At 54.9% G+C, this 23,159-nt stretch carries 27 protein-coding genes and 2 tRNA genes; 24 read left to right on the forward strand and 5 right to left on the reverse strand.

Going from position 1 to position 23,159, the window contains the following annotated elements; translation table 11 throughout:
- Positions 1-3: 3 nt before the first annotated feature.
- Positions 4-1,299, reverse strand: coding sequence for an efflux RND transporter periplasmic adaptor subunit (locus ACQZ51_RS09055; RefSeq protein ID WP_448776535.1), 1,296 nt, complete (start codon positions 1,297-1,299; stop codon positions 4-6).
- 267 nt (positions 1,300-1,566) lie between these two features.
- Entirely contained in the window at positions 1,567-3,516 is a 1,950-nt protein-coding gene (locus ACQZ51_RS09060; RefSeq protein WP_448776536.1) for a methyl-accepting chemotaxis protein, read from the reverse strand.
- 345 nt (positions 3,517-3,861) lie between these two features.
- Here ACQZ51_RS09060 and ACQZ51_RS09065 point away from each other — a divergent pair.
- Positions 3,862-3,938: transfer RNA gene (locus ACQZ51_RS09065), tRNA-Pro, on the forward strand.
- 256 nt (positions 3,939-4,194) lie between these two features.
- Here the strand turns inward: ACQZ51_RS09065 and ACQZ51_RS09070 are convergent.
- Positions 4,195-4,656 carry a hypothetical protein gene (locus ACQZ51_RS09070; protein ID WP_448776538.1) on the reverse strand — a complete coding sequence of 154 codons (462 nt, stop codon included), beginning with the start codon at positions 4,654-4,656 and terminating at the stop codon, positions 4,195-4,197.
- A gap of 39 nt (positions 4,657-4,695) precedes the next feature.
- Between ACQZ51_RS09070 and ACQZ51_RS09075 the strand changes: the two genes are divergently transcribed.
- From ACQZ51_RS09075 to ACQZ51_RS09175, 21 genes are all read left to right on the forward strand, one after another.
- Positions 4,696-5,592 carry a hypothetical protein gene (locus ACQZ51_RS09075; RefSeq protein WP_448776540.1) on the forward strand — a complete coding sequence of 299 codons (897 nt, stop codon included), beginning with the start codon at positions 4,696-4,698 and terminating at the stop codon, positions 5,590-5,592.
- A 102-nt stretch (positions 5,593-5,694) separates the two neighbouring features.
- Positions 5,695-6,915: a phage portal protein gene (locus tag ACQZ51_RS09080; RefSeq protein ID WP_448776541.1), complete on the forward strand. Its 1,221-nt coding sequence runs from the start codon at positions 5,695-5,697 to the stop codon at positions 6,913-6,915.
- Complete coding sequence (locus ACQZ51_RS09085; protein WP_448776543.1) at positions 6,912-7,262, forward strand: gene transfer agent family protein; 351 nt, start codon at positions 6,912-6,914, stop codon at positions 7,260-7,262. The genes ACQZ51_RS09080 and ACQZ51_RS09085 overlap by 4 nt, the downstream gene beginning before the upstream one ends.
- Positions 7,259-8,797, forward strand: coding sequence for a phage major capsid protein (locus tag ACQZ51_RS09090; protein ID WP_448776545.1), 1,539 nt, complete (start codon positions 7,259-7,261; stop codon positions 8,795-8,797). Before ACQZ51_RS09085 ends, ACQZ51_RS09090 begins: the two co-directional genes overlap by 4 nt.
- A gap of 2 nt (positions 8,798-8,799) precedes the next feature.
- Complete coding sequence (locus ACQZ51_RS09095; protein ID WP_448776547.1) at positions 8,800-9,402, forward strand: hypothetical protein; 603 nt, start codon at positions 8,800-8,802, stop codon at positions 9,400-9,402.
- Complete coding sequence (locus ACQZ51_RS09100) at positions 9,399-9,737, forward strand: HNH endonuclease signature motif containing protein (RefSeq protein ID WP_448776549.1); 339 nt, start codon at positions 9,399-9,401, stop codon at positions 9,735-9,737. Before ACQZ51_RS09095 ends, ACQZ51_RS09100 begins: the two co-directional genes overlap by 4 nt.
- The gene (locus ACQZ51_RS09105; protein ID WP_448776551.1) at positions 9,734-10,021 is read left to right on the forward strand and encodes a hypothetical protein; all 288 of its coding nucleotides are present in this window, start codon (positions 9,734-9,736) and stop codon (positions 10,019-10,021) included. The genes ACQZ51_RS09100 and ACQZ51_RS09105 overlap by 4 nt, the downstream gene beginning before the upstream one ends.
- Entirely contained in the window at positions 10,018-10,509 is a 492-nt protein-coding gene (locus ACQZ51_RS09110; protein WP_448776552.1) for a hypothetical protein, read from the forward strand. Before ACQZ51_RS09105 ends, ACQZ51_RS09110 begins: the two co-directional genes overlap by 4 nt.
- Complete coding sequence (locus ACQZ51_RS09115; protein ID WP_448776554.1) at positions 10,506-10,808, forward strand: head-tail connector protein; 303 nt, start codon at positions 10,506-10,508, stop codon at positions 10,806-10,808. The genes ACQZ51_RS09110 and ACQZ51_RS09115 overlap by 4 nt, the downstream gene beginning before the upstream one ends.
- Positions 10,798-11,223, forward strand: a complete 426-nt coding sequence (locus ACQZ51_RS09120; RefSeq protein WP_448776556.1) for an HK97-gp10 family putative phage morphogenesis protein — start codon at positions 10,798-10,800, stop codon at positions 11,221-11,223. Before ACQZ51_RS09115 ends, ACQZ51_RS09120 begins: the two co-directional genes overlap by 11 nt.
- A complete protein-coding gene (locus ACQZ51_RS09125) occupies positions 11,220-11,639 on the forward strand; it encodes a DUF3168 domain-containing protein (RefSeq protein ID WP_448776558.1) in 420 nt (139 codons plus the stop codon). Before ACQZ51_RS09120 ends, ACQZ51_RS09125 begins: the two co-directional genes overlap by 4 nt.
- Positions 11,639-11,956: a phage head closure protein gene (locus ACQZ51_RS09130; RefSeq protein WP_448776560.1), complete on the forward strand. Its 318-nt coding sequence runs from the start codon at positions 11,639-11,641 to the stop codon at positions 11,954-11,956. The genes ACQZ51_RS09125 and ACQZ51_RS09130 overlap by 1 nt, the downstream gene beginning before the upstream one ends.
- Positions 11,953-12,339: a phage terminase small subunit P27 family gene (locus ACQZ51_RS09135; RefSeq protein WP_448776561.1), complete on the forward strand. Its 387-nt coding sequence runs from the start codon at positions 11,953-11,955 to the stop codon at positions 12,337-12,339. Before ACQZ51_RS09130 ends, ACQZ51_RS09135 begins: the two co-directional genes overlap by 4 nt.
- A complete protein-coding gene (locus tag ACQZ51_RS09140) occupies positions 12,339-13,976 on the forward strand; it encodes a terminase large subunit (RefSeq protein ID WP_448776563.1) in 1,638 nt (545 codons plus the stop codon). The genes ACQZ51_RS09135 and ACQZ51_RS09140 overlap by 1 nt, the downstream gene beginning before the upstream one ends.
- Before the next feature lie 10 nt (positions 13,977-13,986).
- Positions 13,987-16,698 carry a D-alanyl-D-alanine carboxypeptidase family protein gene (locus tag ACQZ51_RS09145; protein ID WP_448776564.1) on the forward strand — a complete coding sequence of 904 codons (2,712 nt, stop codon included), beginning with the start codon at positions 13,987-13,989 and terminating at the stop codon, positions 16,696-16,698.
- Between the two features lie 497 nt (positions 16,699-17,195).
- Positions 17,196-17,930: a hypothetical protein gene (locus tag ACQZ51_RS09150; protein WP_448776566.1), complete on the forward strand. Its 735-nt coding sequence runs from the start codon at positions 17,196-17,198 to the stop codon at positions 17,928-17,930.
- A gap of 137 nt (positions 17,931-18,067) precedes the next feature.
- A complete protein-coding gene (locus ACQZ51_RS09155; protein WP_448776567.1) occupies positions 18,068-18,313 on the forward strand; it encodes a hypothetical protein in 246 nt (81 codons plus the stop codon).
- A 66-nt stretch (positions 18,314-18,379) separates the two neighbouring features.
- A complete protein-coding gene (locus ACQZ51_RS09160; RefSeq protein WP_448776568.1) occupies positions 18,380-18,931 on the forward strand; it encodes a hypothetical protein in 552 nt (183 codons plus the stop codon).
- A gap of 101 nt (positions 18,932-19,032) precedes the next feature.
- Positions 19,033-19,539, forward strand: coding sequence for a hypothetical protein (locus ACQZ51_RS09165; protein ID WP_448776569.1), 507 nt, complete (start codon positions 19,033-19,035; stop codon positions 19,537-19,539).
- Between the two features lie 284 nt (positions 19,540-19,823).
- Positions 19,824-20,693: a DUF4747 family protein gene (locus ACQZ51_RS09170; protein ID WP_448776571.1), complete on the forward strand. Its 870-nt coding sequence runs from the start codon at positions 19,824-19,826 to the stop codon at positions 20,691-20,693.
- A gap of 2 nt (positions 20,694-20,695) precedes the next feature.
- Positions 20,696-21,253, forward strand: a complete 558-nt coding sequence (locus ACQZ51_RS09175) for a hypothetical protein (RefSeq protein ID WP_448776573.1) — start codon at positions 20,696-20,698, stop codon at positions 21,251-21,253.
- Positions 21,254-21,506: 253 nt separating this feature from the next.
- Here the strand turns inward: ACQZ51_RS09175 and ACQZ51_RS09180 are convergent, their stop codons facing one another.
- Positions 21,507-21,653 carry a hypothetical protein gene (locus ACQZ51_RS09180; RefSeq protein ID WP_448776575.1) on the reverse strand — a complete coding sequence of 49 codons (147 nt, stop codon included), beginning with the start codon at positions 21,651-21,653 and terminating at the stop codon, positions 21,507-21,509.
- A 242-nt stretch (positions 21,654-21,895) separates the two neighbouring features.
- Here ACQZ51_RS09180 and ACQZ51_RS09185 point away from each other — a divergent pair, with 242 nt between their 5' ends.
- Complete coding sequence (locus tag ACQZ51_RS09185; RefSeq protein WP_192063999.1) at positions 21,896-22,201, forward strand: ETC complex I subunit; 306 nt, start codon at positions 21,896-21,898, stop codon at positions 22,199-22,201.
- A 13-nt stretch (positions 22,202-22,214) separates the two neighbouring features.
- Positions 22,215-22,291, forward strand: a tRNA-Arg gene (locus ACQZ51_RS09190).
- Between the two features lie 8 nt (positions 22,292-22,299).
- Here ACQZ51_RS09190 and ACQZ51_RS09195 read toward each other — a convergent pair.
- Positions 22,300-23,073, reverse strand: coding sequence for a tyrosine-type recombinase/integrase (locus ACQZ51_RS09195; protein WP_448776577.1), 774 nt, complete (start codon positions 23,071-23,073; stop codon positions 22,300-22,302).
- Between the last annotated feature and the right edge of the window lie 86 nt (positions 23,074-23,159).

Consider the following 23,159-nt stretch of genomic DNA (forward strand, 5'->3'; position numbering starts at 1 on the left):
ACCTCAACTGCTGCGTTGGGTTGCGTCAGTGATGACCTGATCATCTGGCTTGATGTCTCCGGATTTGATGGCCGTAAACTGGCCATCGGTCGCGCCGGTCTCAACAGGCACTGAAACGGGTGCGTTGTCGCGCAACACCCATACGCTGCGTTTCGTCGTATCTTCACCCCCATTGCCGCCGCGCTGGCGCCCCATGCGGGGAGGGCGGAAAAGCCCCATCATGCCTCCGCCACGTGATGCCGATTCGCGCGGTGGCGTATACCGAAGAGCGGCGTTGGGAATGAGTATGGCGTCCTTGACCTGCTCCACCACAATATTGGCGGTGGCCGTCATGCCGGGGCGCAAAAGCAGCTCGGCATTATCAACCGTCAATATGCCTTTGTACGTCACGACGTTGGAAACGGTTTCGGAGGCAAAGCGCACAGTTTGTATCTTCGCCGGGAAGCTTCGTTCGGGATAAGCATCCACATTGAAGGTTGCGGTCTGGCCAGTCTGGACCTTGCCGACATCCGCCTCATCGATTGCCACCTGAAGCTCCATCTGGCGCAGGTCGCCAGCAATGGTGAACAGAACCGGTGCGTTCAGAGAAGATGCCACCGTGGCGCCGGGGTCGACATCGCGCGTCAGCACAACGCCGTTGATTGGCGACACGATCTTTGCCTTGCCAAGATTGAGCTCCGCAAGCCGCAGATCCGCTTCAGCCGACAGAACCGATGCGCCGTTGACCTCAAGCGTGGCGGCGGCAGCGTCATAGGTGAACTGCGCCACCTCAAGGTCTTGCTGGCTGGAAACACGGCTTTGGACCAGCGATCTCAGCCGGTCCATCGATGATTTCGCAGAGCCCAGATCGGCCTTCGCCTTCAGGACGCTGGCCTTGGCGGAGGAGAGCTTGGCGCGCGCGCTCTGCACATCGGCTTCCAGCTTGTTGGTATCCAGCTCTGCCAGAATAGCGCCCGACTTTACCTCGCTGTTATAGGTCACGTTGACCTTGCGAATGGTGCCGGAAAGCTCGCTGGATATATCCACCTGATCGGTGGGCTGAACAGATCCTGTAGAGGTCACGATAACCGCAAGATCACCTTTCTTGGCGTCCTGCGTCGTGTAGGTATAGGCGACACTGGCGCCGCCAGCGACATAATAATAACCCCCGGCACCTGCCAGCACCAACAGCGCGACAGTTATATAAAGCGCGCGGCGTGATTTTTTCTTGCCGGTCCGTGACGTGCTGAGAATGTCCCTCAGGTCTGGCTGGGGGGCGGCGGCGTTTTTGCTTTTGCCAGCGTCATCGGGCGTGGTCATGTGTGGTACCTGCAAGACTTGGCCGAGTTCCAGCGATTTCCAAGGGCGATGCCTGAGAACAATGTCGCATATGATGTCGGCGATACGATTTCCATGGATGGGAAGTCGCACAGCTTTAAGGCAGGAGGAAGTGAAATCTTGGTAATGAAGCTGCGCAACCCCGGGTTCGCAGTGTGATGCGGAAGACAATTCCGGCAATTCACCCCATTCGCGCATTTCGCGAAGCGGGAAGCCGGGCGATGGTGTCGCCCGGCCTCTTGTTGATTATCAGAACTCAGACCATTCCGGCTCATGCTTGACGGCAGCCGCGCCACCGCCAAATGCGCTGGCGAGCTTGCGTCCGAGGCTGCGGGCAGGCGACGGCGCAGGTGCCGAGGCTTTGCTGGCAACACGTGGCCTTGCGGCCATGGAGGTGGGGCGCTGTGCAATGCCGGATTCACCAAGGCGGAATTGGCCGAGCATTTCCGTCAGGCTCTTTGCTTCCTGCGCAAGGGCATGGCTGGCGGCTGTCGATTCTTCCACCATGGCCGCATTCTGCTGCGTACCCTGGTCCATCGTGTTCACTGCCGTGTTAATTTCCTGAAGACCCAGCGACTGCTCGCGGGAGGCTTCGGCAATCGCGTGGACGTGCTTGTTGATTTCCTGCACTTCCGCAGCAATCGTTTCCAGAGACTTGCCGGTTTCGCCAACCAAATTGACGCCGGTGCGAACCTGTTCACCTGATGTGTTGATCAGCGCCTTGATTTCCTTCGCGGCATTTGCGGAGCGGGATGCCAGTTCACGGACTTCCTGAGCAACGACAGCAAAGCCCTTGCCCGCGTCACCTGCACGCGCGGCCTCGACGCCTGCGTTGAGTGCGAGAAGGTTTGTCTGAAACGCGATATCATCGATGACGCCAATGATGTTGGCGATCTCTTTCGAGGAGGTTTCGATCTGGTTCATGGCCTGAATGGCGTTGCGAACGATCTTGCTGGAGTTTTCGGCGCCGTCGCGCGTGCGGACAACCAGTTTGCTGGCCTCGTCAGCGCGCTTTGCGGCGTCCTTAACCGTCGTGGTGATCTCTTCCAGCGCGGCTGCGGTCTGCTCGACTGATGCAGCCTGCTGCTCTGTGCGACGGGAAAGATTGTCTGCTGAGCCAAGAAGCTCGTTTGCACCGGCGCTGATGGCATGTGCGTTGCCGCCAACCGTGTTCATCGCGGCATTAAGCTTTGCGATTGAGTTGTTGAAGTTGCGGCGCAGTCCATCCAGATGCGGAACGAATTCGTTTTCTATGCGGAATGCCAGATCACCATCGGCCAGACGACCAAGGGCTGTTTCCAGTTCGGTAACGGCGAGTTGCAGCTCCTGCGATTCGCGGGCCTTCTGATTGTCTCTTTCCGCACGCTCTGCCTCGGTTGCGAATTGGGCGGCGTCGGCCTGCTGAGAAAGCTTGGCGCGCTCCATGGCATTGTCGCGGAATACTGCGACGGTCTTCGCCATCTCGCCGATCTCATCCTTGCGGTCTGTGCCGTCGATCTCAAGGGCTGTGTCGCCATTTGCCAGGCTCGTCATGCGTTCGCGAAGGCGCGCCATCGGGTTGGTGATGCCAGCATTCGTTACGTAAACCGCAAGCGCAAATGCCACCAGGACGCCCAGGCTGAGGCCGATAATGCTCCATTTGATGGTCGATTCGACGGATGCAGACATCCGATCACCGCCAGAGGTCAGAATTTCCATCATGGCCGTGTTGTTGCCGCCGGTTTCGCTGGAAAGCTGCTTCAGCAGGACGTCATTTTCTTTAAGAACGGCGGGGATTTCGGCACGGTTACCGGCGGCGGCAAGGGCGATTGCCTTATCGGTGTTGGCTTTCACCGCACTCAGGACTGCCAGAATCTTCTGCATTGTCTCCTTGCGGCTTGGCACGGCGACGCCAATTGACTGAAAGCGCTCAGTGGCAACCTGCATGTCCTTGTCGTATTTCGCTTTAACTTCCTTGTAGACGTCGGATGTGGGGTCCTGCTCAATCAAGCGCGATGATATTGCCACCGCGGTCCATACGCCTGCTGACGCTCGCGCGCCCAAAACTGCAGCTTGGCTCTCATTGGTGATGAAGCCGTGATAGATCGTGTTGGCCTGACTGAAGCGGACGGACATGTACGCAATGCCGGATAATGAAAAGACGCCCAAAAGGACGAGCAAAAAAAGGATTTTTGTTTTGATTCCGAAATTTTGAAGCATGAATTCCCCCCGTAACCGACGCACGACAACAGCCGGATCAGTTAACCGCCCAGTAAAATACAGTGTAATTGAATGGAATGCCGTGATGGCTTCGACGAATGCATCATGCCGTCGGTCTTAAACCGCATCGATGACCGAGACTTATTGGCCTAACCGTTAAGAAGCTCTAAAATGTGAGGTACTAGTTATTGCCCTGAACAGATGTCGAGCTGTGGACAGGCATATGATACTTGTCCGGCTAATTTTATTTCTGCTGAAATATATTGCGATGCAAAAAAATGAAAAATTTTTGATTTTCCTGTTGCAGGGCATGGGTGAACCGTGTATCTCCCCAGCATCGAAAGACGGAGTGTAGCGCAGTCTGGTAGCGCATCTGGTTTGGGACCAGAGGGTCGGGAGTTCGAATCTCTCCACTCCGACCATTCGAACTCATTGAAATCATTAGAACCCCTTGCGTAGCATGGCTTTTTGCCCATATTGACGTCACAAATCACGTCACAAAATGGGGTTCTAATGGCTGGCAAGCCTCAGCACTGGAAAGAACGAAACGGGCGGTATTCCGCAAGGGTCGTGGTTCCACCTCCTCTCAGACAATACCTCGATAATCGCGCGGAACTTGAAATTCAGCTGGGCGGCGACCGACGCACAGCGCTACGGAATCATGCGGCAGCCGTTGCTTCAATTCAGAGGCAGATTGGCATCGCACGGCACAAGCATGAGGCCGCGACCGGCCAGCAGCCGAAGGCCATGCCTTATCCTCTCACTCCCCAACAGATTGCTCTTCGGGACTACCAAAGTCAGATCAACTTCGATGCGGAGATTCGTGCGCACGATTCGCGATATGCGCAGATTGAGCCCGATCCGGCATATGATGCGCAGCCGTATCGTGACGGCTTCGCCGGAAAGCTCTCCGATGACGAGCTTGAAGAACTTGTCGGTGCGCGTATTGATCGCACAAGCCTTGCCGGTAATTCTGACGCCGTAAAGGGGACGCCAGAGTGGCGCGCATTGGCGCAAGCGCTTTGCGTTGCGTCTTATGAGGCGGTCGCCCGTCGCTACGAACGTAATGATGGCGACTTTAATGGTAAGCCATCCCATCCCCTTCTTGTGGAGGCGGCCAGTGAGGAAGAGAACCAGCAAGCGGCCTCACCATTCGCAGGCGTTACCTTCGATTGCGTTATGAAAGAGCAGGAGCGACTTGCATCCATCGGCCTAAGCCGCCCGAAGTCAGATGCGACATTGGAGAAGTATCGAAACGCGAAAGCGGATTTCGAGGCATTCCGAAATGATAAGGCTGTTGCCACCATCACTCTTGCGGATGGCAGAGCGTGGCGCGATCAAATGCTTGTCGATGGCAAGCTATCGCGGAAAACCGTGCATGACAAAATTACCATCATTCGAACGCTGATGAGTGAAGCTCATCGCCATTCCGAAAATCAGATGTTTCCAAATGGGGAGCCGTGGGCCGCGCTGGAGCTTCCAGTCGTTCAAAAGGGTGATAGCGCCGACCGAACCTTTTCGCTTAAAGACGCCCGGCACTTCCTTGAGTTTGCCAGAACCGCGACCCGCGCTAGCTTCCGGTGGATACCGTGGATCATCGCTCATACCGGCGCGCGCGTGAATGAAATCACTGTGTTGGAAAAGCGGGATATCTTTGAAGTCGAGGGCTTCTGGTTCATTCATATCCGTGTCGGCAACGGACGAAAAACGAAAACGCATAAAGCCCGAAAGGTGCCGGTGCACCGGGCGCTTATCAATGAAGGCTTCATAGAATGGGTGAATGCTCAATCTGACGGCAAGCTATTTCCCGGCGGCAAGAACGAAGACCAGCGCTTGCGCGAATGGATACATGAGAAGGTTTTCCCTAACCGGACGGATTTGCCGCCGCCTAATCATGGCTTCCGTCATTTGTTCGAGGACGCACTAACCGGAGGTGTAACCGAACGAGCAGCCCGCTACATCACCGGCAGGTCTTCCGGTTCGTCTGCGGATGATTACGGCGGCAGTGACGTAAAGCTTGTTGAGATTGCAAAACAAATGGAGTTGGTGCGAGACATTATCACGAAAGAGAAATGATCATTTATTTTCGATAAATCATCGATTTTCTTGATTTCCGGGATTCACAGGCGATTCTTCACGTGAGACTATATTCCTAGTTATAAAAGGAATGTTGTCCTTATGGGATTTTGGAATGAGGTGAAGAGCAAGATTGGTTTGGGAGAGCGTAAAGCTTATGCCCTGTCCGATCCTGCAATTGCTGGACTGTTTGGTGTCCGCTCAACTGTGAGCGGCGTCAATGTCGGTGGCCTTTCTGCGCTCTATATTCCTGCCGTCCTGCAAGCCGTCCGGTTGATCTCGGAAAGCGTTGGTTCGCTCCCGGTCAAACTTTATCAGGAAACCGGAAAGTCGAAAGAGGTCGATAGCGGCCACTCGGCATCCAAGATTGTCCACAAGCGGGCGAACGAATGGACAGGTGCCGGAAAACTCCGCACCGAACTAACCGCCGACGCCCTGATTTACGGCAACGGCTTTGCCCGTGTTGCTCGCTATCCTGATGGGCGGCCATTTGAATTGATCCGACTGAAGCCCGGCACCGTTTCGATTGTCGAAGACCTCCACGCAGCCGCACCCCCGATCTATCGCGTTACGGAAAATGGCGGCTCTACAGAATACCCCCATACCGAAATCCTCCACATTCCGTCTTTCCTTGGCCGCGCCCCTGTCACCTTTGGCAGAGAGGCGATTGGCCTTTCCGCCGTTCTTGAACGTGACGCTGCGCATCTCTTCGGCAGCGGACGCCGCCCGTCCGGCGTGATCTCCAATGAAAAAGCACAGATGGGGGATGCTGGCGCGAACGCCATCACCAACATTCGTAAATCGTTCCGCGAGTGGCAGCGCAGCGCATCCGGCGACCCCCTGATTATGGATAGTGGCTGGAAATATGATGCCCCGGCCATGACCAGCACCGACGCGCAATTTCTTGAGCACCGGCTTGAACAGGTCCGCGAAATTGCCCGTGTCTTCGGCGTCCCGCCGACGATGCTATTCGAGCTTACTCGCGGCACATGGTCGAACACCGAACAGATGGGCGCGCAGTTCCTTCAGCTTTGCCTTCGGCCTTGGCTGGACACTTGGCAGGATGCGCTTGCAACCGTGCTTCTCACAGAAGATGAACAAGACACCTACTATTTTGAGTTTGTCACCGACGATCTTATGCGTGCCGACGCGGCAAGCCGCACTGCGAACATGACGGCACTTGTTACCGCCCGCGTCCTTGCCCCGAACGAAGCCCGTGCAATCCTCAATCTCCCGCCGCTTCCTGGTGGTGACGAACTCACCAATCCCCACACCACCAGCAACGCCGCGCCGATCACCGCCCCGGCTAAGGAACCCGCATGACCGAACACCACGCATTCTTTGGCGACGGTGAAAAGCTTTTCGCTTTTCCAACCCGCGAACTGATCGAAGAACTTGAGCGCAAGACTGGACAAGGAGTTGGCGCTCTGTTCCGCCGTTTCCGTTCCAGCGACTACAGCTTTTCAGACGTAACCGAAGTTATCCGGCTTGGCCTGATCGGCGGCGGCACCACACCCACCGATGCCGACAAGCTTGTTTCCGTCTATGCCATTGGCCGCCCGCTTGCCGAAGTTTTTGCCGTCGCGGATGGCGTCATCACCATGTTGTTCTTCGGTGCCGAAACTGAAGCAGACGCAATCAATGACGCGCTGAAGCAGGTAGCGGCATGATCGAAGCCGAAAACCTAGAAATCAAAGCAGACGTGACGATTGACGACACCGGCACAGTGACCGGTATCGCTTGGCCGTTCGGTAAACCAGACAGCTACGGCGACCTTATCGAACCGGATGCCTTCGGCTTCGCCCCCGAAATCCCCATGCTCCTTGAGCATGACGGGCGAAAGGTTGTCGGCATCTGGAACAGCCATTCCGTTACGGAAACCGGCCTTGAAGTGAAGGGCCGCTTGTTTGTCGAAGGTGTTGCACCCTCAAAAGAAGCCCGCCGCCATCTCAAAGCTGGCGTCATGCGTGGCCTGTCCATCGGCTACACGCTCCACGAACACAAGGCCCGCCCTGAAGGCGGTCGCGTTCTAACCCGCCTCACCATCAACGAAATCAGCTTGTGCCGCCGTCCTGTCCACCCAGACGCACGGACCATTGAAGTTAAATCCATCATCGAAGGAAACAGCATGGAAAACGAAGCAGAAGTCGAAACCAAGAACTCCGACCCGGTTGTGTCTGTTGAGGAAGTGAAAGCCCTCAAAGACGAAATCGCCACCATCAAGGCGAAGATGAACCGCCGCCCGGCATCCGCGAATAACAACCATCCAAGCGCTGCGAATGACAACCCGAACGAGGCGAAGGCGTTTACGGACTACATTCGTTCGGGTGACGCACGCGAAGCGAAATCCCTCGGTTTTGCAGCACCGTCCACCGGCGGTATTCTTGCACCGGAAGCCGTAGCCACCACGATTTTGGAGAAAGTGGCTGAATTCTCTCCTGTTCGTGGCCTTGCGCAGACTATCGCCATGTCCGGCCCGTTGCTTCAGCTTCCGCGCCTTGTGGATGAAGTGACGGTCGGTGAAGTTGGCGAAACCACAAATCGCCCTGAAAGCGAACCGACTTTCGACCAGATCGACATCAAAGCATTCGAGATGGCCGTCATCGTGCCAGTTACGCGCATCCTTCTGGAAGATGCCCAGATCGATCTTGCCGCCTACCTGTCCAACCATATCGCCCGCCGTTTCGGCCAGAAAGAAGCGGCGTGGTTCGTCAAGGGCAATGGCACATCACAAGCTGAAGGCGTCTTGAACTCGGCAGACGTGCAGGAAGTCGAAGGCTCTTTTGCACAGGGCGATATCGCCGCTGATAGCCTGATCGATCTCTTTTACAAGATCAAAACCGCCTACAGCACGAATGGTTCGTGGCTCATGAATCGCTCCACCATGGCGACCGTCCGTAAGCTCAAAGACACCGATGGCACCTATTTGTGGCAACCGTCCATCACGGCAGGCCAGCCGCCGCTCTTGCTCGGTCGCCCGGTCTTCGAAGGCGTTGATATGCCAGATGTTGCCGTCGGTGCCACACCGGTTGTCTTCGGTGACTTTGCCAACGGTTACGCCGTTGCTGATCGCGTTGGCTTCGACATCATCCGCGATGATCTCACGGGTGCCGGTAACGGTATCGTCAAGCTCCACGCCCGCCGTCGTGTTGGTGGCCGCGTGATTATGGGCGAAGCACTCGCAAAGCTGAAGATCGCCGCATAACCATGGAAAAACGGCGCGCATACGAACAGGTAGAAATCAGTCATGGTGGCAACACCCTGACCCTTCGCCCTTCGTTGCGCGCCGCAACCATCCTTGAACAGCGCCACGGCCTTCCGGCACTCCACAAGGCGCTGCACGATCTCAACATCACAATCATTTCCGAAATCTTGACGTTGACGAGCCGTCAAGATGCAGCGGCGTTGCTATCCACCACCACGGCAACGCCGCTGCTTCCCTTTTTCCTATCCGTCCGTGCACCGCTGACAGAGTTTGTTTCGATGCTTACACCAGCATCCGAACCTACCGCCAAACGCAAAGCCCAAACAGGCACGCCGGTGACGTGGGCCGAAGTCTATGCCGCCCTCTATGACCGTGCGACCGGATGGCTTGGCTGGACACCGGAACAGGCATGGAACGCCACGCCGACAGAAATTGACCGTGCATATCGCGCCCATCTGGAAAAGCTGAAAGCCATCCACGGCGGCGGCACAGATGACAAGGAACCCGACCCGGAACAGGTAGAGCGCAATGTTGCCGCTGGCCTTGATCCTGAATTTGATCGCTCCGGCCTTCACGCCCTCAAGGGTCTTGGGGGGAAGCGATGAACCGGCCACCACGTCTATGCTCTTGTGGCACCATCGTTCCACATGGCCAGCTTTGCGAGTGCCAGCGCCGTTTGAAGCGCGAACGCAATACCCGGCACGACAACCGCCGTCCTTCAGCGCGTGCGCGTGGATATAACCATGAATGGCGCAAGGCCCGTGTTGAATACCTCACCATGCACCCGTCATGCCGCATGTGCGGAAACCCCGCTACCGTGGTTGATCACATCATTCCGCACCGTGGCGACAAGCGCCTCTTCTGGCACCGCGCAAACTGGCAGCAGTTGTGCCAGCCCTGCCATGACCGGGTGAAGCAGCGGCAGGAGCGCGCTCGATGAGGTTAGGTCTTTTGCTTCTGTATCCATTCAAGAGCCTCAGCTCTGCTGGAGAAACCGACATCGAAGTTCACTTTGTGAATCCGTCGACCATTCTTCTCAATGATATGACCGACATCAAAGAATTCAGCTACGTGCCCATCGGCGTCAGCAATCGTTTGCCGATGAAGGTAGAAATTGCCGTGCTCTTCAACGTCCATATTTTTATACCCTCTAAAAGTGTGTGGCTGTCTACCTACCACATTTATTTGGCGAATGTCGAACAGTCGGGAGATGCTTCTCCATGACGCCCGCCGAACACGCCAGACAGATCGACAGGGAAGAGTTTGCAGCAGAGTGCGCAGCCGTGCGCGAACGCGCCGTTGCGTATTCACGGCGCTGCCAAACGGCCAGAGCGGACAGGATAACTGCTTGGCTGAACGAGAATAAGAACAACCAAACGCCACGGCCCCGCCGCGTCATTGCCAGACCAAACCGAAACGCCGTTGAAGCGGCAAGCCGCGCCAATGCAGCAAAGGCAAAGCAATACGTTGCCTTCGGCCAATCCCGTTCTTTGCGCGAATGGGCAGAAGAAACAGGTATCGTGGAAGGCACAATCCGCAGCCGTCTCAATTACGGGTGGACGCTTGAAGATGCGTTGCGCCGTAAGGTGCAGGAACACCGCGAGAGAGCACCGGGGGGTGTCTTCCGACTTCAGCCCTCCAAGGGGACCGGCGCGGGGAGCACCTTGCAAGAGACCCCGAATATAACTTTTTCACAGGAAGCAGCCGAATGACAGGCATCACGCCGGAACTGGCGAAGCAACATATGCGCATCGATCACGGCGACGAAGACGCTTTGATCATGCTCTATATCGAAGCCGCCGAACAATATGTTGCCCACTACATCGGCAGGACGCTTGCCGATCTGAATCCGTTTCCGGCTGATCTCAAGTTGGCAATCCTTCGGCTTGTCGCCTTCTATTATGAGTGCCGGAACATCGCCACGTTCGGTTTGTCCTCGCAGATCGCGCCGCAAGGCGTTGCCGTGACGCTCGATAACTACCGTGAAAGGTGGTTCCACGATGGCGAATGATGGTCTGGACAACCTCATGGCGGCAATGGATCGCGTGAAGAACGCACCGCGCAAGAGCATCAACACGGCGCTTATCTCATCGGCGGAAGAACTGGCCGCGATGCAGCGGCACCTTGCGCCCGACGATCCGGCGACGAGCGCGCCCGATCTCAAGACCTCTATTGCCGTCACCGGCCCCGGCCAGATGACACCGCCGTATAGCCAGCCGGGCGGTTCCCGCGTGGCAGGTGAGAACGAGGTGATCGTGACCGCTGGAAATACAGACGTTCGCTATCCGCATCTTGTCGAATACGGGACCAGTAAGACCGAAGCGCAGCCGTTTTTCTGGCCTGCCGTTCGCCTTCTCCGCAAACGACTTCAGCAACGCATTGATCGTGCCGGGCGCAAGGCCGTCCGTGACGCATGGAAAGGATGATCTTGGAACCCGTTCTTGCCCTTCAGACCGCCCTTCGTTCGCGGCTTATCAATAAGCCAGACGTGACGGCGCTTGTCCCTGCCGATCATATCCGCGCCGGAAGCATACGCCCCGACAAGACGCCGTGCATCACCATGAGTGACGGCACCACGACCTTGCACGGCAATGATTATTCCAGCCAGAGTGCAGCGTGGGTTTGCCTCGACATTCATGTCTGGACGCTGGGTGCCGGACAGGATGCCGCCAAGGAAATCACCGGCACCGTTGCCGCCGCCCTGTCCAAATACAATCTGCCAATCGACGGCGGATATTGCGACCATTTCAAAGTTACCGGAACCCGGTTCCCACGCGACCCGGACCCTAGTTATGGGCATGCCGTCCTGTCCGTCGAAGCCCTCATTCGGTGGATGGCTTAATGCTCAACATCGGAAACATGGATCGCCGTATCACCATCGACCGACAGACCGAAACCGTGAAGCCATCCGGCGACGTGGTGAAAGTCTGGACGCCGCTTGCCGTGGTATGGGCCGAAGTGCTTCAGCAGACGGCTACAGAATTCTTCACCGGCTTCGGTGAAGCTGAAACCGGCACCATGATTTTCCGTGTCAGATATCGCCCTGGCATCACGACCGCCGACCGTATCACCTATCAGGGACAATCTTACGGACTGAAGGAAATCAAGGAACTCGGCAGGCTTGAAGCCCTTGAGCTTCGCGGCGAGGTCATCAAATGACCCATCTTCGCGGCGTGAAACCACCCATTCAATCCGACGCAGGCGCGCTCAAAAAAGCACCCGCCGCGCCGAAGCACCTTTCGGAATACGCCCGTGCCGAATGGAAACGGATCATGCCCGGCCTTATTGAACGTGGCATCATCACCCGTGGTGATCTTGGCGGCGTCGAAGATTATTGCCGCGCCCGTGGCCTTGTTCGTGAAATCGAAGATGCGCTTCGCACCTCTGGCGATATCGACCTAAAGCTTTGCCGCGCACAGGACAAGGCAATGCAAACGGCCCGACAGCTTGCCGCCGAATACGGTCTTTCGCCTGTATCGCGTGCGCGTGTTGGCAGCGCCATCGCTACAGACGACAGCGATAATCCGTTGGCGGTGCATTGATGGCTAGCACCTATCCCAATTGGATTTTTGACGGCAGCGACATTCCCGACCCCTTCGGCTATGGCGAACGGGCCGTGAGGTTTCTTAGGTTGCTGAAGCATCCGAACAGCACCGCGCCGAAGTCCGCTTTCCAGCTTCACGATTGGCAGGAACGGATTGTCCGCCGTATCTACGGACCCCGGCACCCGGACGGCAGGCGCATTGTCGAAACCGTGTTCTGGATGATCCCTCGCGGCAATCGTAAGACCAGCCTTGCCGCTGCCCTTGCCCTGCTTCACACCATCGGCCCGGAACGTGTTCCTGCCGGACAGGTGATCTTTGCCGCGTCCGACCGAGAACAGGCTGGCCTTGGCTTCAAGGAAGCCGCCAATATCGTTCGCATGGACAAGCGGCTTGTCGCCGCAACTCGCATTTATGACGCCCATAACAGCGCCAAGAAGATCGCTCTCAAGTCCGAAGGTGTCGAGCTTCAGGCGATTTCCAGCGACGGCGCAGCCCAGCACGGCAAGACGCCCGCGTTCGTTCTCGTGGATGAAATTCACGTCTGGAAGGGCCGCGACCTTTGGGAAGCGCTCAAGTCCGGCATGGTCAAGACCAGCGGCACGTTGATGGTGATCGCCACGACTGCCGGGCGCGGTTCCGAAAACCTTGGCTTTGCCGAATACGACTATGCCCGCAAGGTCGCGCTTGGCGAAATCGACAACCCGGCATATCTGCCGATCATCTTCGAAGCGGCACCCGGCGACGATTGGCAGGACGAAGCCGTTTGGCATCGCTGCAATCCCGGCCTTGCTAACGGATTCCCGAACTTGAACGCCCTTCGCACCGCTGCGCGGGAAGCCGCCCACCGACCCGCCGAACGATTCGCATTCCAGCAGTTCAACTTGAATGTATGGATGGCGGCTTCCCGCGATCCGCTGTTCGACATGGCAGTTTATGACGCAGGGCGCGATCCGAACTTTGACCTTGGCGACCTCGAAAGCCTGCCGTGCTGGCTTGGTGTCGACTTATCACGCTCCGGTGACTTGACCGCCGTTGTCGGCGCATGGAAACACGATGACGGGCGCGTGTCCGTCCATCCGTGGTTCTTCCTGCCCTCCGATGGTTTGGAAGACAAAGCGCGGCTTGAACAGATTCCATATCCCCGGTGGCGCGACGATGGCCTTTTGAATGTCATTGACGGGCCGGTGATCGAACCGGACGCCGTTGCCGATCATATCATTGACCTTTGCGGACGCTTCGACGTGCAAGAGGTGGTCTTTGACCCGTCGCTTGCCGCGCCCATCATGCACAAGCTCATCGACCACGGCATCAACGTGCTTCAGGTTCGTCAGACGCCCGTGAATATGCACGGCCCGATTTGCGATCTTGAGCGTATCGTTAACGGCAAGCGTATCCGGCACGACGATCACCCCATCCTCCGCAACCACTTCGAAAGCGTCGTGGTGAAGCGTTCAACCAACGCGGGGGAGCTGGTCACAATGCACAAGGGAACTCGCCACAGCAACCATATCGATGGCGCTATCGCTTCCGCGCTGGCTGTGTCCCGCGCCGCCGCGAACGACAACCGCCGATCCATTTTTGACCTTGATCCCGACGATTTTGACCGGCTCCGCGAGAAAGCCGAAGCAGCATAGGAGCCACAAGATGGCAGATGACGAACAGCGCCTTTTGGTCTCGTTTGAGGCCCGGCTTACGAAATTCGAACGTGACCTTGAGCGCGGCAAGAACCGAACCCGCCGCGATTTCGGCCAGATGAAGAAGGATGCCGAAAACGCCGGTTCGGGTATTTCGAAGGCCATGGACGGCGCAATGAAGACCATGGGCGCATTCGGCAAGGGTTTGGCCGGTGGCATTCTTGGTGGCTTGGCGATTGGTGGTCTGGACGCCATCATCGGGCGCGTTTCTGATCTGACGAAGGGCGTTGCAAATATTGGCAATGAAGCCAAACGTGCCGGTCTATCCAGTCGCGCCTTCCAAGAGCTTTCACATGTTGCCGATCAAGCACGCATCCCGGTTGATGCCCTTGTAGACGGAATGAAAGAGCTTTCGCTTCGTGCCGATGAATTCATCATCACCGGCAAAGGCAGTTCCGCCGATGCCTTTGCCCGCCTTGGCTACAGCGCCACGGACCTGAAGCGCAAACTTGCCGACCCGAACGAACTGCTTATCGAAATCATTGATCGCCTTCAGCAATTCGATAAGGCCGCGCAAATCCGCATTGCTGACGAACTGTTCGGCGGCACGGGTGGCGAACGGTTTGTTGAACTTCTATCACGAGGTGCTGAAGGCATCCGCGCCACGATCAAAGAAGCGCATGATCTTGGCCTTGTTCTGGATGATGACGTCATTCGGCGCGCCGACGAAATCGACCGGAAGTTTTCGAAGATCACCACCACCGTTGGCACCGGCCTGAAAGCTGCCGTAGTGGAAATCGTCGGCGCTATGGATGATTGGCTTGATCGCTTCAACCGTATCGAAGAACAGACGACCCGGAATGTGCAAGGTGCGCTAACCGGCGTTTACGACAAGCTCCAAGAGGCCAAAGAACGGCTGGCAGACCTTCAGCTTGATAAGGTGGCGTTCCCCGGCGATGCTGCCGTAGACCTTAATATCGAACGCCAGACCGCCCTTATGGAAGAATTGACTGGCGAAGCGATGCGCCTTCGCGATATTCTGGACCGGCGCAACGGCTATTCCGACACCTTCATTTATAAGACAGGTGAGCAAGCCAAGGGTGCGAAACCTGCGATCACCGATCTGAACGCTGCCATGAGCGGCACCGACAGCGCCGCCGCGAAGGCCACGGCCAACATTAAAAACTTCGGTGACGCTATCCGCGCCTTGAAGGAGGAAGTGCCGGAACTGGCAAAGTCGCTGGCCGATCTAGACAAGAAAGTCCAGATCGATGCCGTTTATCAGAAGTCGCTTTCCATGGCGCAAGGCCAGCGCGAAATCGCACTTGCGAACGAGATGCGCGGCAAGGCGCTGGCTTCTGTAAACATCAAGAGCGCAACCGATGACCCGGCCAGCTACCTTTCGACGGTCCTGGCATCGGGTAAAGGTGCGTCACATATTACTGGCATGCAGGCGGATTTCCAGAAGCGCCTTGCCACGATGATTTCATCCATGCCTGCCAATCTTCAGGGCAGCGTGACAGTCAATTCCGGTTTCCGTTCTGTTGAGCGCCAACAAGAGCTTTGGTTGCAGGCACTCAAGAAATACGGTTCGCCGGAAGCAGCCCGTAAGTGGGTGGCACCACCCGGCAACAGTCAGCATAACAAGGGCAACGCCGCCGATCTCGGTTATGGTTCCGACGTGGCCCGGCAGTGGGTGCATTCGAACGCCAACCAATTCGGCCTGTCCTTCCCGCTGAAGAATGAGAACTGGCATATCGAGGATGCCAGCGCCCGGTCCAAGGACACAACTGCCGAGATTGATCGGCTTACACAGGCGGCCACACGCCAGAGCGACGCATACAGCCAGATCACGCAAGGCGCACGGCAGTATTCCGATGCGCAGCGGCTTGAACAGCAAACCATTAGTATGACGGCACGGCAAGCGCAGGCGCTGCGATACGAGCAAGACATGCTCAATGAAGCGCAGCGGGCAGGTATTCAGCTTTCGCCGCAACAGCGTAGCGAAATTGCCCAGCTTGCGCAGGGTATGGCACAAGCCGAAATGGCGACCGGACGCCTTCGCGAGAAACAGGAAGGGCTTGCGGAAGCCGGGCAATTCTTCGGCACACAGATTACCGACGCCCTTACCGGGCTTCTCTCCGGCACCATGACGGCGGAACAGGCATTGCAGAGCATGCTTCAAACGCTAATCAAGGTTGGCCTACAAGCCATGCTAATGGGTGAGGGGCCGCTTGCTGGGTTGTTCGGCATGGGTGGAAAGTCCGGTGGTGGCTTCGGTGGCATCCTTGGCGCACTCTTCGGTGGCTTGTTCGGTTTTGAGAGCGGCGGTTACACCGGCGACGGCGGCAAGAGTGAGCCGGCTGGCGTTGTCCATCGTGGCGAGTTTGTCATGTCGAAGGCAGCCGTAAATCGGATTGGCGTCGGCAATTTGGACGCCATGCACCGGGGAGCGCTAAAAGGTTATTCTGATGGCGGATACGTCATGGATGCACCAACGCTCTCCACGGGATTCACCGGCGGCGCTAGCGCCAACCAAAATCAGGCAATTAGCATTTCTGCCCCCATCACCGTGAATGGTTCGGCTGGCACACCTGAACAAAACAACGACCTTGCCGCCAAGATGGCAAAGCAGATGGACGCGACCATGCGCGGCGTTGTCGCGGATGAGATGCGCAGACAGACAAGGCCCGGTAATTTCGCAAACAGCCGGAGCCGCTAACCGATGGACTCAGGTTCCGCCAAAGCGAGTCACAGATTCGCATGTGGTGGGCCGGGCAGGGGAAGACACCAGAAAAGCCGAAAGGCTCTCCACGGGCTCCTATGAGTCTTTTTGTAGTGGCGAGCGTTTTCGGGGACCGGAGAGGGTGTTGAGCTAATCTGCGGACGCTTAAATCCGTCCAGACTATAAGAAGGGCTTTTTTCAGCTCTTTTTTTCCTCACTCATTATAATAGTATGGACCGGGTTAAGTGTCCGCAAATTGACCTCTCCGGTCCTCAACCCGACACACTCCGGTTCCCAAAAACTATGCCGTCGAGAGTGAACCTTCTCGGTCCTCCGATAAACTTGTGCCGGTCCGCATTTACTCCCTGCATGCGATTTCGAGATTGCTATAGCTGCATTTATGAACACGGCGAAGTGTTCTAGGTCGGGTGGTTTTTGGTCCTTTCCACCCGGCCTGACTTCGCAAAACGACCTGCAAAGAAGGAACCGCCGCAATGGGCAGACCCCAAAAATATCAGACGGAGGTGGATCGGCAAGCTGCCCGTCGCCTTAGCGACGCCGCACGAAAGCGGCGCAAGCGCGCCGTAGACAGTGCGGCCAAGAATGCCCTCAAAAAAGACCCAACCAAACGTAAGGACGCTGCCGTGAACGCTGGATACCCTGTCGCCCCGATCAATGACGATACACTTGAAATGATCAAGGCAATTCTAGAAGTGGCGGGTGATCTTTCATGGGCCGGTGGTGCGATGCGTGCTAGAACTCGCGATATCGAAAAGGCATGCATCGCGCTGATGCAGGAGTGGGAGGCGGAAAATCACCTTCAGCTTCCGTCCCTCGAAGATACTGGCGAAAGCGTCCTTTGGAACTACATTGCTGAAGGTAGCAATGGCCCTGTCAATTTCAGCTACACCCTGACGTTTGGGGAGCGCTGGAATAAGTTTCACAGCACCTTGCGCCTTCTGGCGTTCTTTGACGAACGCAACGGCAAGAACAATCGTAAAAAGCAGCGCCATGCGGAAACCGAAAAAAACGAAGCCGTTGCCGCCGGTCTGACCGTCGCCAAACTTCGTGATCGAAAGGACGCCGTGGCAAAGCAGAAATGGGAAGATAAAACGCAAACCGCTTTTCATCGCGCCAAATCTGAAGAGGCACTTGCAAAGCATACCGCCCGAATTGAGCGCGAAAGCACCGACCGCATGGAGCGGCAAGAGACATTCGGGCGCTTCTAGCGTTCAGACTTTCCCCAAATAAGTAAGCGCTTACTTAATCTAACCATATGATTTTGTTATAAAAATATTGAATCTTCCACTAGACGACCGATTCGACGCACGTTAAGATTCTGCCATCACCAACAGAGCGGAACAGCATGCGCATTACATTTATTCCTTCAACCACCTTCGACAATCTCACCTCCGGCCTTGCCGCCGACATTGCAAAGCTTCAGCCGGATATCTTCTCCGGTGACATCGCACCTCACCAGATCGCGGAATTGCTCTGCGGCTACGGCGTCATGCCGGAAGACATCGCGAAGCAGGTTATCGAAGACATGCGCCACGAAGCCACCCGACAGCTTGAGGTCGGTATTCCGTCGATTGTCCTGCCGGAGGCGTAATTTCCTCTTGCAGCGGATCATGATGTCGGTTACACCAACACCGACACCAAGCAAGGAAAATCAAATATGGCGCTTAGCAACGCTGAAAAAGTTCGAGCATACCGGGAACGTCAGAGAGCTAAAAAGAAGTCGGAACTCCTCGTTCAGGAGGCCAATGCCGACACTAAGACGATTATGAAGACGCCCTTTTGGCAGCGATATCAGGCTGATGGCAACGCAAGTCTGGTTGAAAATGTGCTGGACCTTGCAGGTATCGAAATGCCAGCGTTCGTGGATGACAGCGATCCAAAATCCGCGTCCGGTGAGACCGAACGCGGCTTTGCCGATGACGGCATACCGGAACTAAGCCCCTTTGCGAAAGGTGGGGGATCGCTCGCCCGTGCCGAAATTATGATCGGCAGTTTGATTGATGCAGCCGCATCGCTAGCGCAGATCGTGAACAATTATAAGCGGGACGAAATCAACGCCCGCATCGCTGAACTTGAGCAATCTGACCTGTCAGACCCGGCAGCGAAAAAGATGGCTTTCGCCGACATGGCTCGGCTGGAGAAGATGCTGGACCAGCTTGATAGGCAGGTTCGGTGGACCTTTCCGCAATGGAAGGTCACGGGCGAGTAATTGCCTGAATGCCCTACCGGAAGCGGCTGCAACCGCTCCGGTAGGATGGAGTGCCGATCACAAATCAACCTTCCACGGCCAATGGCCAGAAAGATATTACCATGTCTGATGAACAAATGAACCTCGCCTCCATCTCTGCACGAGAGCTTTTTGAAGAGTGGGCAAGAACCGAGATTTCATTCTTTGACGAACTTGGGCGAGAACAGATGACAACATATGGCGAGGAGTTGGTGACGCAGCATAATGATTTCATCGTCATCGATTTGTGCTTGGATGGACGTGACGATCCTGCCGACCAAATGAGAGCTGCTGAAGAGGAGCTTGAGAGCGCCCTGAAAAGTCTCCAGCTAGCTCGAAAATCTTTCTCTGCATGGCAAGAAGAGCGTATCATCATGCCAGAAGAGCCGGACGACAGAAACTATGAACTGCATCTGGCGTGGCAGCGGGCTGCAAACGCGGCAGAAGCGAATCCGCGATATCTTCCAACGACGCCTCAACCGAGCGAGGAAGCTACATTCCTTGAAGACGGCAGAAAGCCAGCACCACTTTCGGAACCAGAATTTGTGGAAATGACGCCGGAAGATCAAGCCAACATTCAGTCTGAATAGCCTCATTTAATCGATAAATAGCCCGCCTAATGCAACAGGCGGGCTTTTGCGGCTCGGTGGCTTTTGGGATGATACCTCTTTGGCCCATTGCCGCCATGATTTATCCCCTGATTTGAAAATAGAGCTTTACAAACAATCAGCCTAGACCTAGAACAAATAAAGAACATTTAGAGAGTCTGCATTCAACTTTTGAGTGGGACAAAAAAACTTCTGTGTTTCTTAGTTGCTTTGGGTTGCGAGTCTAATTTCCCGCTTTTAGGGTGCTTTCAATCAGGAGGCTCACTATGGCAAGAAAAATTAAAGTATCCGCATCTGCGCTTAACATTCGACTGCATCCGCACGAGCAGGGAACCTATTCAAAGTGGCTGCGAACTGTATATCGGAAAAAAATTATTGGTCCGGTTCACGGCGATCGACATGGAATGATATCATCGCTTGATACTCGTCAAGAAATTGATGGAATAGTTACCGGCCTAATCACAACCTTCGTGAAATTCGACAAAGACGCAGAGTGGTTTAATTCAGCAGAATTAAAAGAGGCCACTGAGGATGAGCTATCAGAAATCGAAATTCCTCCGGATTTACACTACAATCCGGCCTATTTTTACTTCACCTTGCATGAGAAAACCCACAAGCTTTATTTTCAGACTTATTCAAAAGGAGACACATTTACTCCTTTGTCAGCAAAGAAGTTTTTTGGGCACCTCGCCAAAAATATCGATGTGATGAAAGATTTTGGAGAGGCGCAAATATCTCTGGTTCAAGAAAAAGCTAGCCTCGACCGAATGTTTAAGATCGACCGGATCACAGAAATATCGATAACTATTGCTAAGCCTAATACTGATATCTTTGATGATGACTTTGATAAGAACATTGAAAATCACCTAGCGGAGACCCACAGTCGAGCAATAACGATATCTTATAAAGCGGATGCAGGTGGATCAATTCAGCCGGATGGCGATATTAGAAAAATCAGCAACGTTGCTCTCAGCAATGGATCAGTGGAGGTTAAGGGGCGCGATGAAAAGGGTGCGGTTAAGCTGAACAGCGAAGACTATCCGTTGGAACTACACGATAAATATGACCCAGACGCTAAGCAAGAACGTAGTGCTTTTTTGGCGTTGTTGCCCATCTTCGGAGCTGCCTTTAGGTAGATATGTTCAAACAGTGGAAAACATTATATCGGTGGCTTCGTCGCTACTTTCACGCTTATGGCGGGGTCGTCGGAATTCTGGGCTCTCCCATATTCGGGGTGGCGGTAATTGTCAGTGCGTTAAGTTATTCGATCTGGCTGTCGCCTACATGGGTAGACAAGGTTGATTCCTTAATCCCAAGCCTCTTGGGGTTCAGTCTAGGAACCTATGCTATTCTGTTTAGCCTCGTTAGCTCCCGGATAAAGGGAACTCTGCGCGCTTTGACCACAAGTTCTGGTGTTACTTACCTTGAATCGATAAACGCGACGTTTTTCCATTTCATAATGGTTCAAGTCGTCACGCTTCTCTGGGCAATTCTATTCAAGGGCAGTTGGTTTTTTGATGCGCTTGATTTTGTAGGCGGTGACGCATCTTGGGTTTCGACAGCTAAATGGTGGGCTTTTCGTAGCGGTGCTTTTGGCGGTTTCGTAATGTTGACTTACTCGATACTACTGACAATAGCGGCAGCGCTGGCCGTTTATCGACTTGCGATAATCAAAGACCCAAAAGAAGATGATTGATCGGTGACATCTGAAAAATTGTCACAAAAGGATCACCGTCACAACGTCACAAATTAGAAATATCTAATTGAAAATTTATCTATTAAAAGCAATATCTTAAATCGATTTAAAGTGGAGAGATGGCGATTTCGAATCTCTCCACTCCGACCACTTTCTTAAAAGCCATGATTTCAATGGCTTGCAAAAATCCCATAAAGTTTCAGTTTAAAATGAATGTCGATAAAAGTCGGCGTTCGAGATTTAATATCTGGCTCTACGCCAGATATTGGAAATAGCCCCATGCGGCAGCAAAGAATGCGATGACAGCGGCAATGACCGCCAGTTTGCGCATTTGTGGATTTGGCTTGCGCGGCTGCTTAGGTGGCTCTGGCTTGCGAAATTTAATAACGTTCTCGTTCATCTATCATATCCTTTTCAGTGCGTGCCGATAGAATATGCTTCTCGGGCAGGGCGCAAGACTGGGCTGAAAAATTTCAAGACTTGTGGTTTTTATGGTTTCCGCAACAAGGGCGTAGCGATCCGCTTGACTTCACGGATGAGTCGGTTCAATTGAGTTTTGCACGCGCATTGTTCTCGATATATGATGCGTTGTGGCCAGAAAAAGCGGTAGACCGCTTGATCGCAAGACCGGAGCAGTTTGGAATGTCTGCAAAAATTTATCGCCCAGCCAAGACGGCCATGCAATCTGGCAAGGCAAAGACAAACCTGTGGGTGTTGGAATTTGACGCCGAGGTTCCGCGCAGAATTGATCCGATCATGGGATACACTTCTACGTCTGATATGCAGCAGCAGGTCAAGCTGTCGTTCGAAACACAGGAACAGGCCGAAGCCTATGCTCAGCGCAAGGGCATCGAGTACCGCGTGATCCAACCCCAGGAAGCAACCCGCAAGGTCGTTTCCTACACCGACAATTTCAAGTACAGCCGCACCCAGCCCTGGACGCACTGAATATAGAGATAAAGGCCCCTTAGCTCAGCTGGATAGAGCACCTGCCTTCTAAGCAGGTTGTCGCAGGTTCGATTCCTGCAGGGGTCGCCACTCTTTTTTTAAGTATTTGATTTTAAATGGCTATCTCGGGCCGCGCCCACACCAGATTGAGAGTGTGGGGATAGATCGTTCTCGTTTAGTTTTTTCGCGGCTGAAGTTGATAGCTTCCTTTTGTCCGCTTTCCGGGTATAGAGCGCAGCCATTGCGTCAGATGACCACCCGAACAGAGCCTTGAGTTCTGAATTACTCCCCCCTGCTTCTGCCAACTGTTGAGCCAACGTCTTTCTGATGCCGTGCGCTCGGGATTTAACGTCCGCCTCTGCACATACCGCGCCAAACCAGTTCCCAAACGATTCTTTGCTCTTGAATGGACGCTTGTTTTTTTCCGTAACAAAATATGCCAGATGACCCGTTTTCACCTTCGATAAGCTCTCTTTGAGAATCGGGTTCAACGGTATGTAAAGTTCAGCGTCGTTCTTGGATGCTTTGACCTCTATGGCATCATCCTTGATATGCTGCGGACCGATCCTCCACACGTCGCCCCGGCGAAGCCCGGTGAATAGGATCATCTCCATAGCAAGGCGCGCTTGCGTTCCGGGGCCATGTGTCTGGTAGAACTTTATCACATCTTCTTCGGTCCAAGGCGTGAAGCCCTCGGTTTTCACCTTTGGACGCTTGACACCTTTGGCTGGGTTCTCGCGCATGTAACCCGCATCCACAGCCCAATCGAAGAGATAGCCCATAACCTTCATGAAGCTGATTGCGGCATGGGGCGTCTCTGCGCGTCGGTCGCGTCCGGCTGCGATGGTAGAGCGGGTGATGTGTTTAAGCATGGAATGTTGACCCCTCTGGTGGGGTGATACTTATTCAATTTTGACCCCCTCTGGATTTCATCCGACCATCCGGCTTTTGGCAGCGG

Source organism: Agrobacterium sp. CG674 (assembly GCF_053521645.1).

What these genes read in the sequence shown, in the direction of transcription:
- ACQZ51_RS09055 (WP_448776535.1), bottom strand. Translation starts at nt 1,299, where the DNA reads ATGACCACGCCCGATGACGCTGGCAAAAGCAAAAACGCCGCCGCCCCC.
- ACQZ51_RS09060 (WP_448776536.1), bottom strand. Translation starts at nt 3,516, where the DNA reads ATGCTTCAAAATTTCGGAATCAAAACAAAAATCCTTTTTTTGCTCGTC.
- ACQZ51_RS09075 (WP_448776540.1), top strand. Translation starts at nt 4,696, where the DNA reads ATGAAAGAGCAGGAGCGACTTGCATCCATCGGCCTAAGCCGCCCGAAG.
- ACQZ51_RS09080 (WP_448776541.1), top strand. Translation starts at nt 5,695, where the DNA reads ATGGGATTTTGGAATGAGGTGAAGAGCAAGATTGGTTTGGGAGAGCGT.
- ACQZ51_RS09085 (WP_448776543.1), top strand. Translation starts at nt 6,912, where the DNA reads ATGACCGAACACCACGCATTCTTTGGCGACGGTGAAAAGCTTTTCGCT.
- ACQZ51_RS09090 (WP_448776545.1), top strand. Translation starts at nt 7,259, where the DNA reads ATGATCGAAGCCGAAAACCTAGAAATCAAAGCAGACGTGACGATTGAC.
- ACQZ51_RS09095 (WP_448776547.1), top strand. Translation starts at nt 8,800, where the DNA reads ATGGAAAAACGGCGCGCATACGAACAGGTAGAAATCAGTCATGGTGGC.
- ACQZ51_RS09100 (WP_448776549.1), top strand. Translation starts at nt 9,399, where the DNA reads ATGAACCGGCCACCACGTCTATGCTCTTGTGGCACCATCGTTCCACAT.
- ACQZ51_RS09105 (WP_448776551.1), top strand. Translation starts at nt 9,734, where the DNA reads ATGAGGTTAGGTCTTTTGCTTCTGTATCCATTCAAGAGCCTCAGCTCT.
- ACQZ51_RS09110 (WP_448776552.1), top strand. Translation starts at nt 10,018, where the DNA reads ATGACGCCCGCCGAACACGCCAGACAGATCGACAGGGAAGAGTTTGCA.
- ACQZ51_RS09115 (WP_448776554.1), top strand. Translation starts at nt 10,506, where the DNA reads ATGACAGGCATCACGCCGGAACTGGCGAAGCAACATATGCGCATCGAT.
- ACQZ51_RS09120 (WP_448776556.1), top strand. Translation starts at nt 10,798, where the DNA reads ATGGCGAATGATGGTCTGGACAACCTCATGGCGGCAATGGATCGCGTG.
- ACQZ51_RS09125 (WP_448776558.1), top strand. Translation starts at nt 11,220, where the DNA reads ATGATCTTGGAACCCGTTCTTGCCCTTCAGACCGCCCTTCGTTCGCGG.
- ACQZ51_RS09130 (WP_448776560.1), top strand. Translation starts at nt 11,639, where the DNA reads ATGCTCAACATCGGAAACATGGATCGCCGTATCACCATCGACCGACAG.
- ACQZ51_RS09135 (WP_448776561.1), top strand. Translation starts at nt 11,953, where the DNA reads ATGACCCATCTTCGCGGCGTGAAACCACCCATTCAATCCGACGCAGGC.
- ACQZ51_RS09140 (WP_448776563.1), top strand. Translation starts at nt 12,339, where the DNA reads ATGGCTAGCACCTATCCCAATTGGATTTTTGACGGCAGCGACATTCCC.
- ACQZ51_RS09145 (WP_448776564.1), top strand. Translation starts at nt 13,987, where the DNA reads ATGGCAGATGACGAACAGCGCCTTTTGGTCTCGTTTGAGGCCCGGCTT.
- ACQZ51_RS09150 (WP_448776566.1), top strand. Translation starts at nt 17,196, where the DNA reads ATGGGCAGACCCCAAAAATATCAGACGGAGGTGGATCGGCAAGCTGCC.
- ACQZ51_RS09155 (WP_448776567.1), top strand. Translation starts at nt 18,068, where the DNA reads ATGCGCATTACATTTATTCCTTCAACCACCTTCGACAATCTCACCTCC.
- ACQZ51_RS09160 (WP_448776568.1), top strand. Translation starts at nt 18,380, where the DNA reads ATGGCGCTTAGCAACGCTGAAAAAGTTCGAGCATACCGGGAACGTCAG.
- ACQZ51_RS09165 (WP_448776569.1), top strand. Translation starts at nt 19,033, where the DNA reads ATGTCTGATGAACAAATGAACCTCGCCTCCATCTCTGCACGAGAGCTT.
- ACQZ51_RS09170 (WP_448776571.1), top strand. Translation starts at nt 19,824, where the DNA reads ATGGCAAGAAAAATTAAAGTATCCGCATCTGCGCTTAACATTCGACTG.
- ACQZ51_RS09175 (WP_448776573.1), top strand. Translation starts at nt 20,696, where the DNA reads ATGTTCAAACAGTGGAAAACATTATATCGGTGGCTTCGTCGCTACTTT.
- ACQZ51_RS09180 (WP_448776575.1), bottom strand. Translation starts at nt 21,653, where the DNA reads ATGAACGAGAACGTTATTAAATTTCGCAAGCCAGAGCCACCTAAGCAG.
- ACQZ51_RS09185 (WP_192063999.1), top strand. Translation starts at nt 21,896, where the DNA reads ATGTCTGCAAAAATTTATCGCCCAGCCAAGACGGCCATGCAATCTGGC.
- ACQZ51_RS09195 (WP_448776577.1), bottom strand. Translation starts at nt 23,073, where the DNA reads ATGCTTAAACACATCACCCGCTCTACCATCGCAGCCGGACGCGACCGA.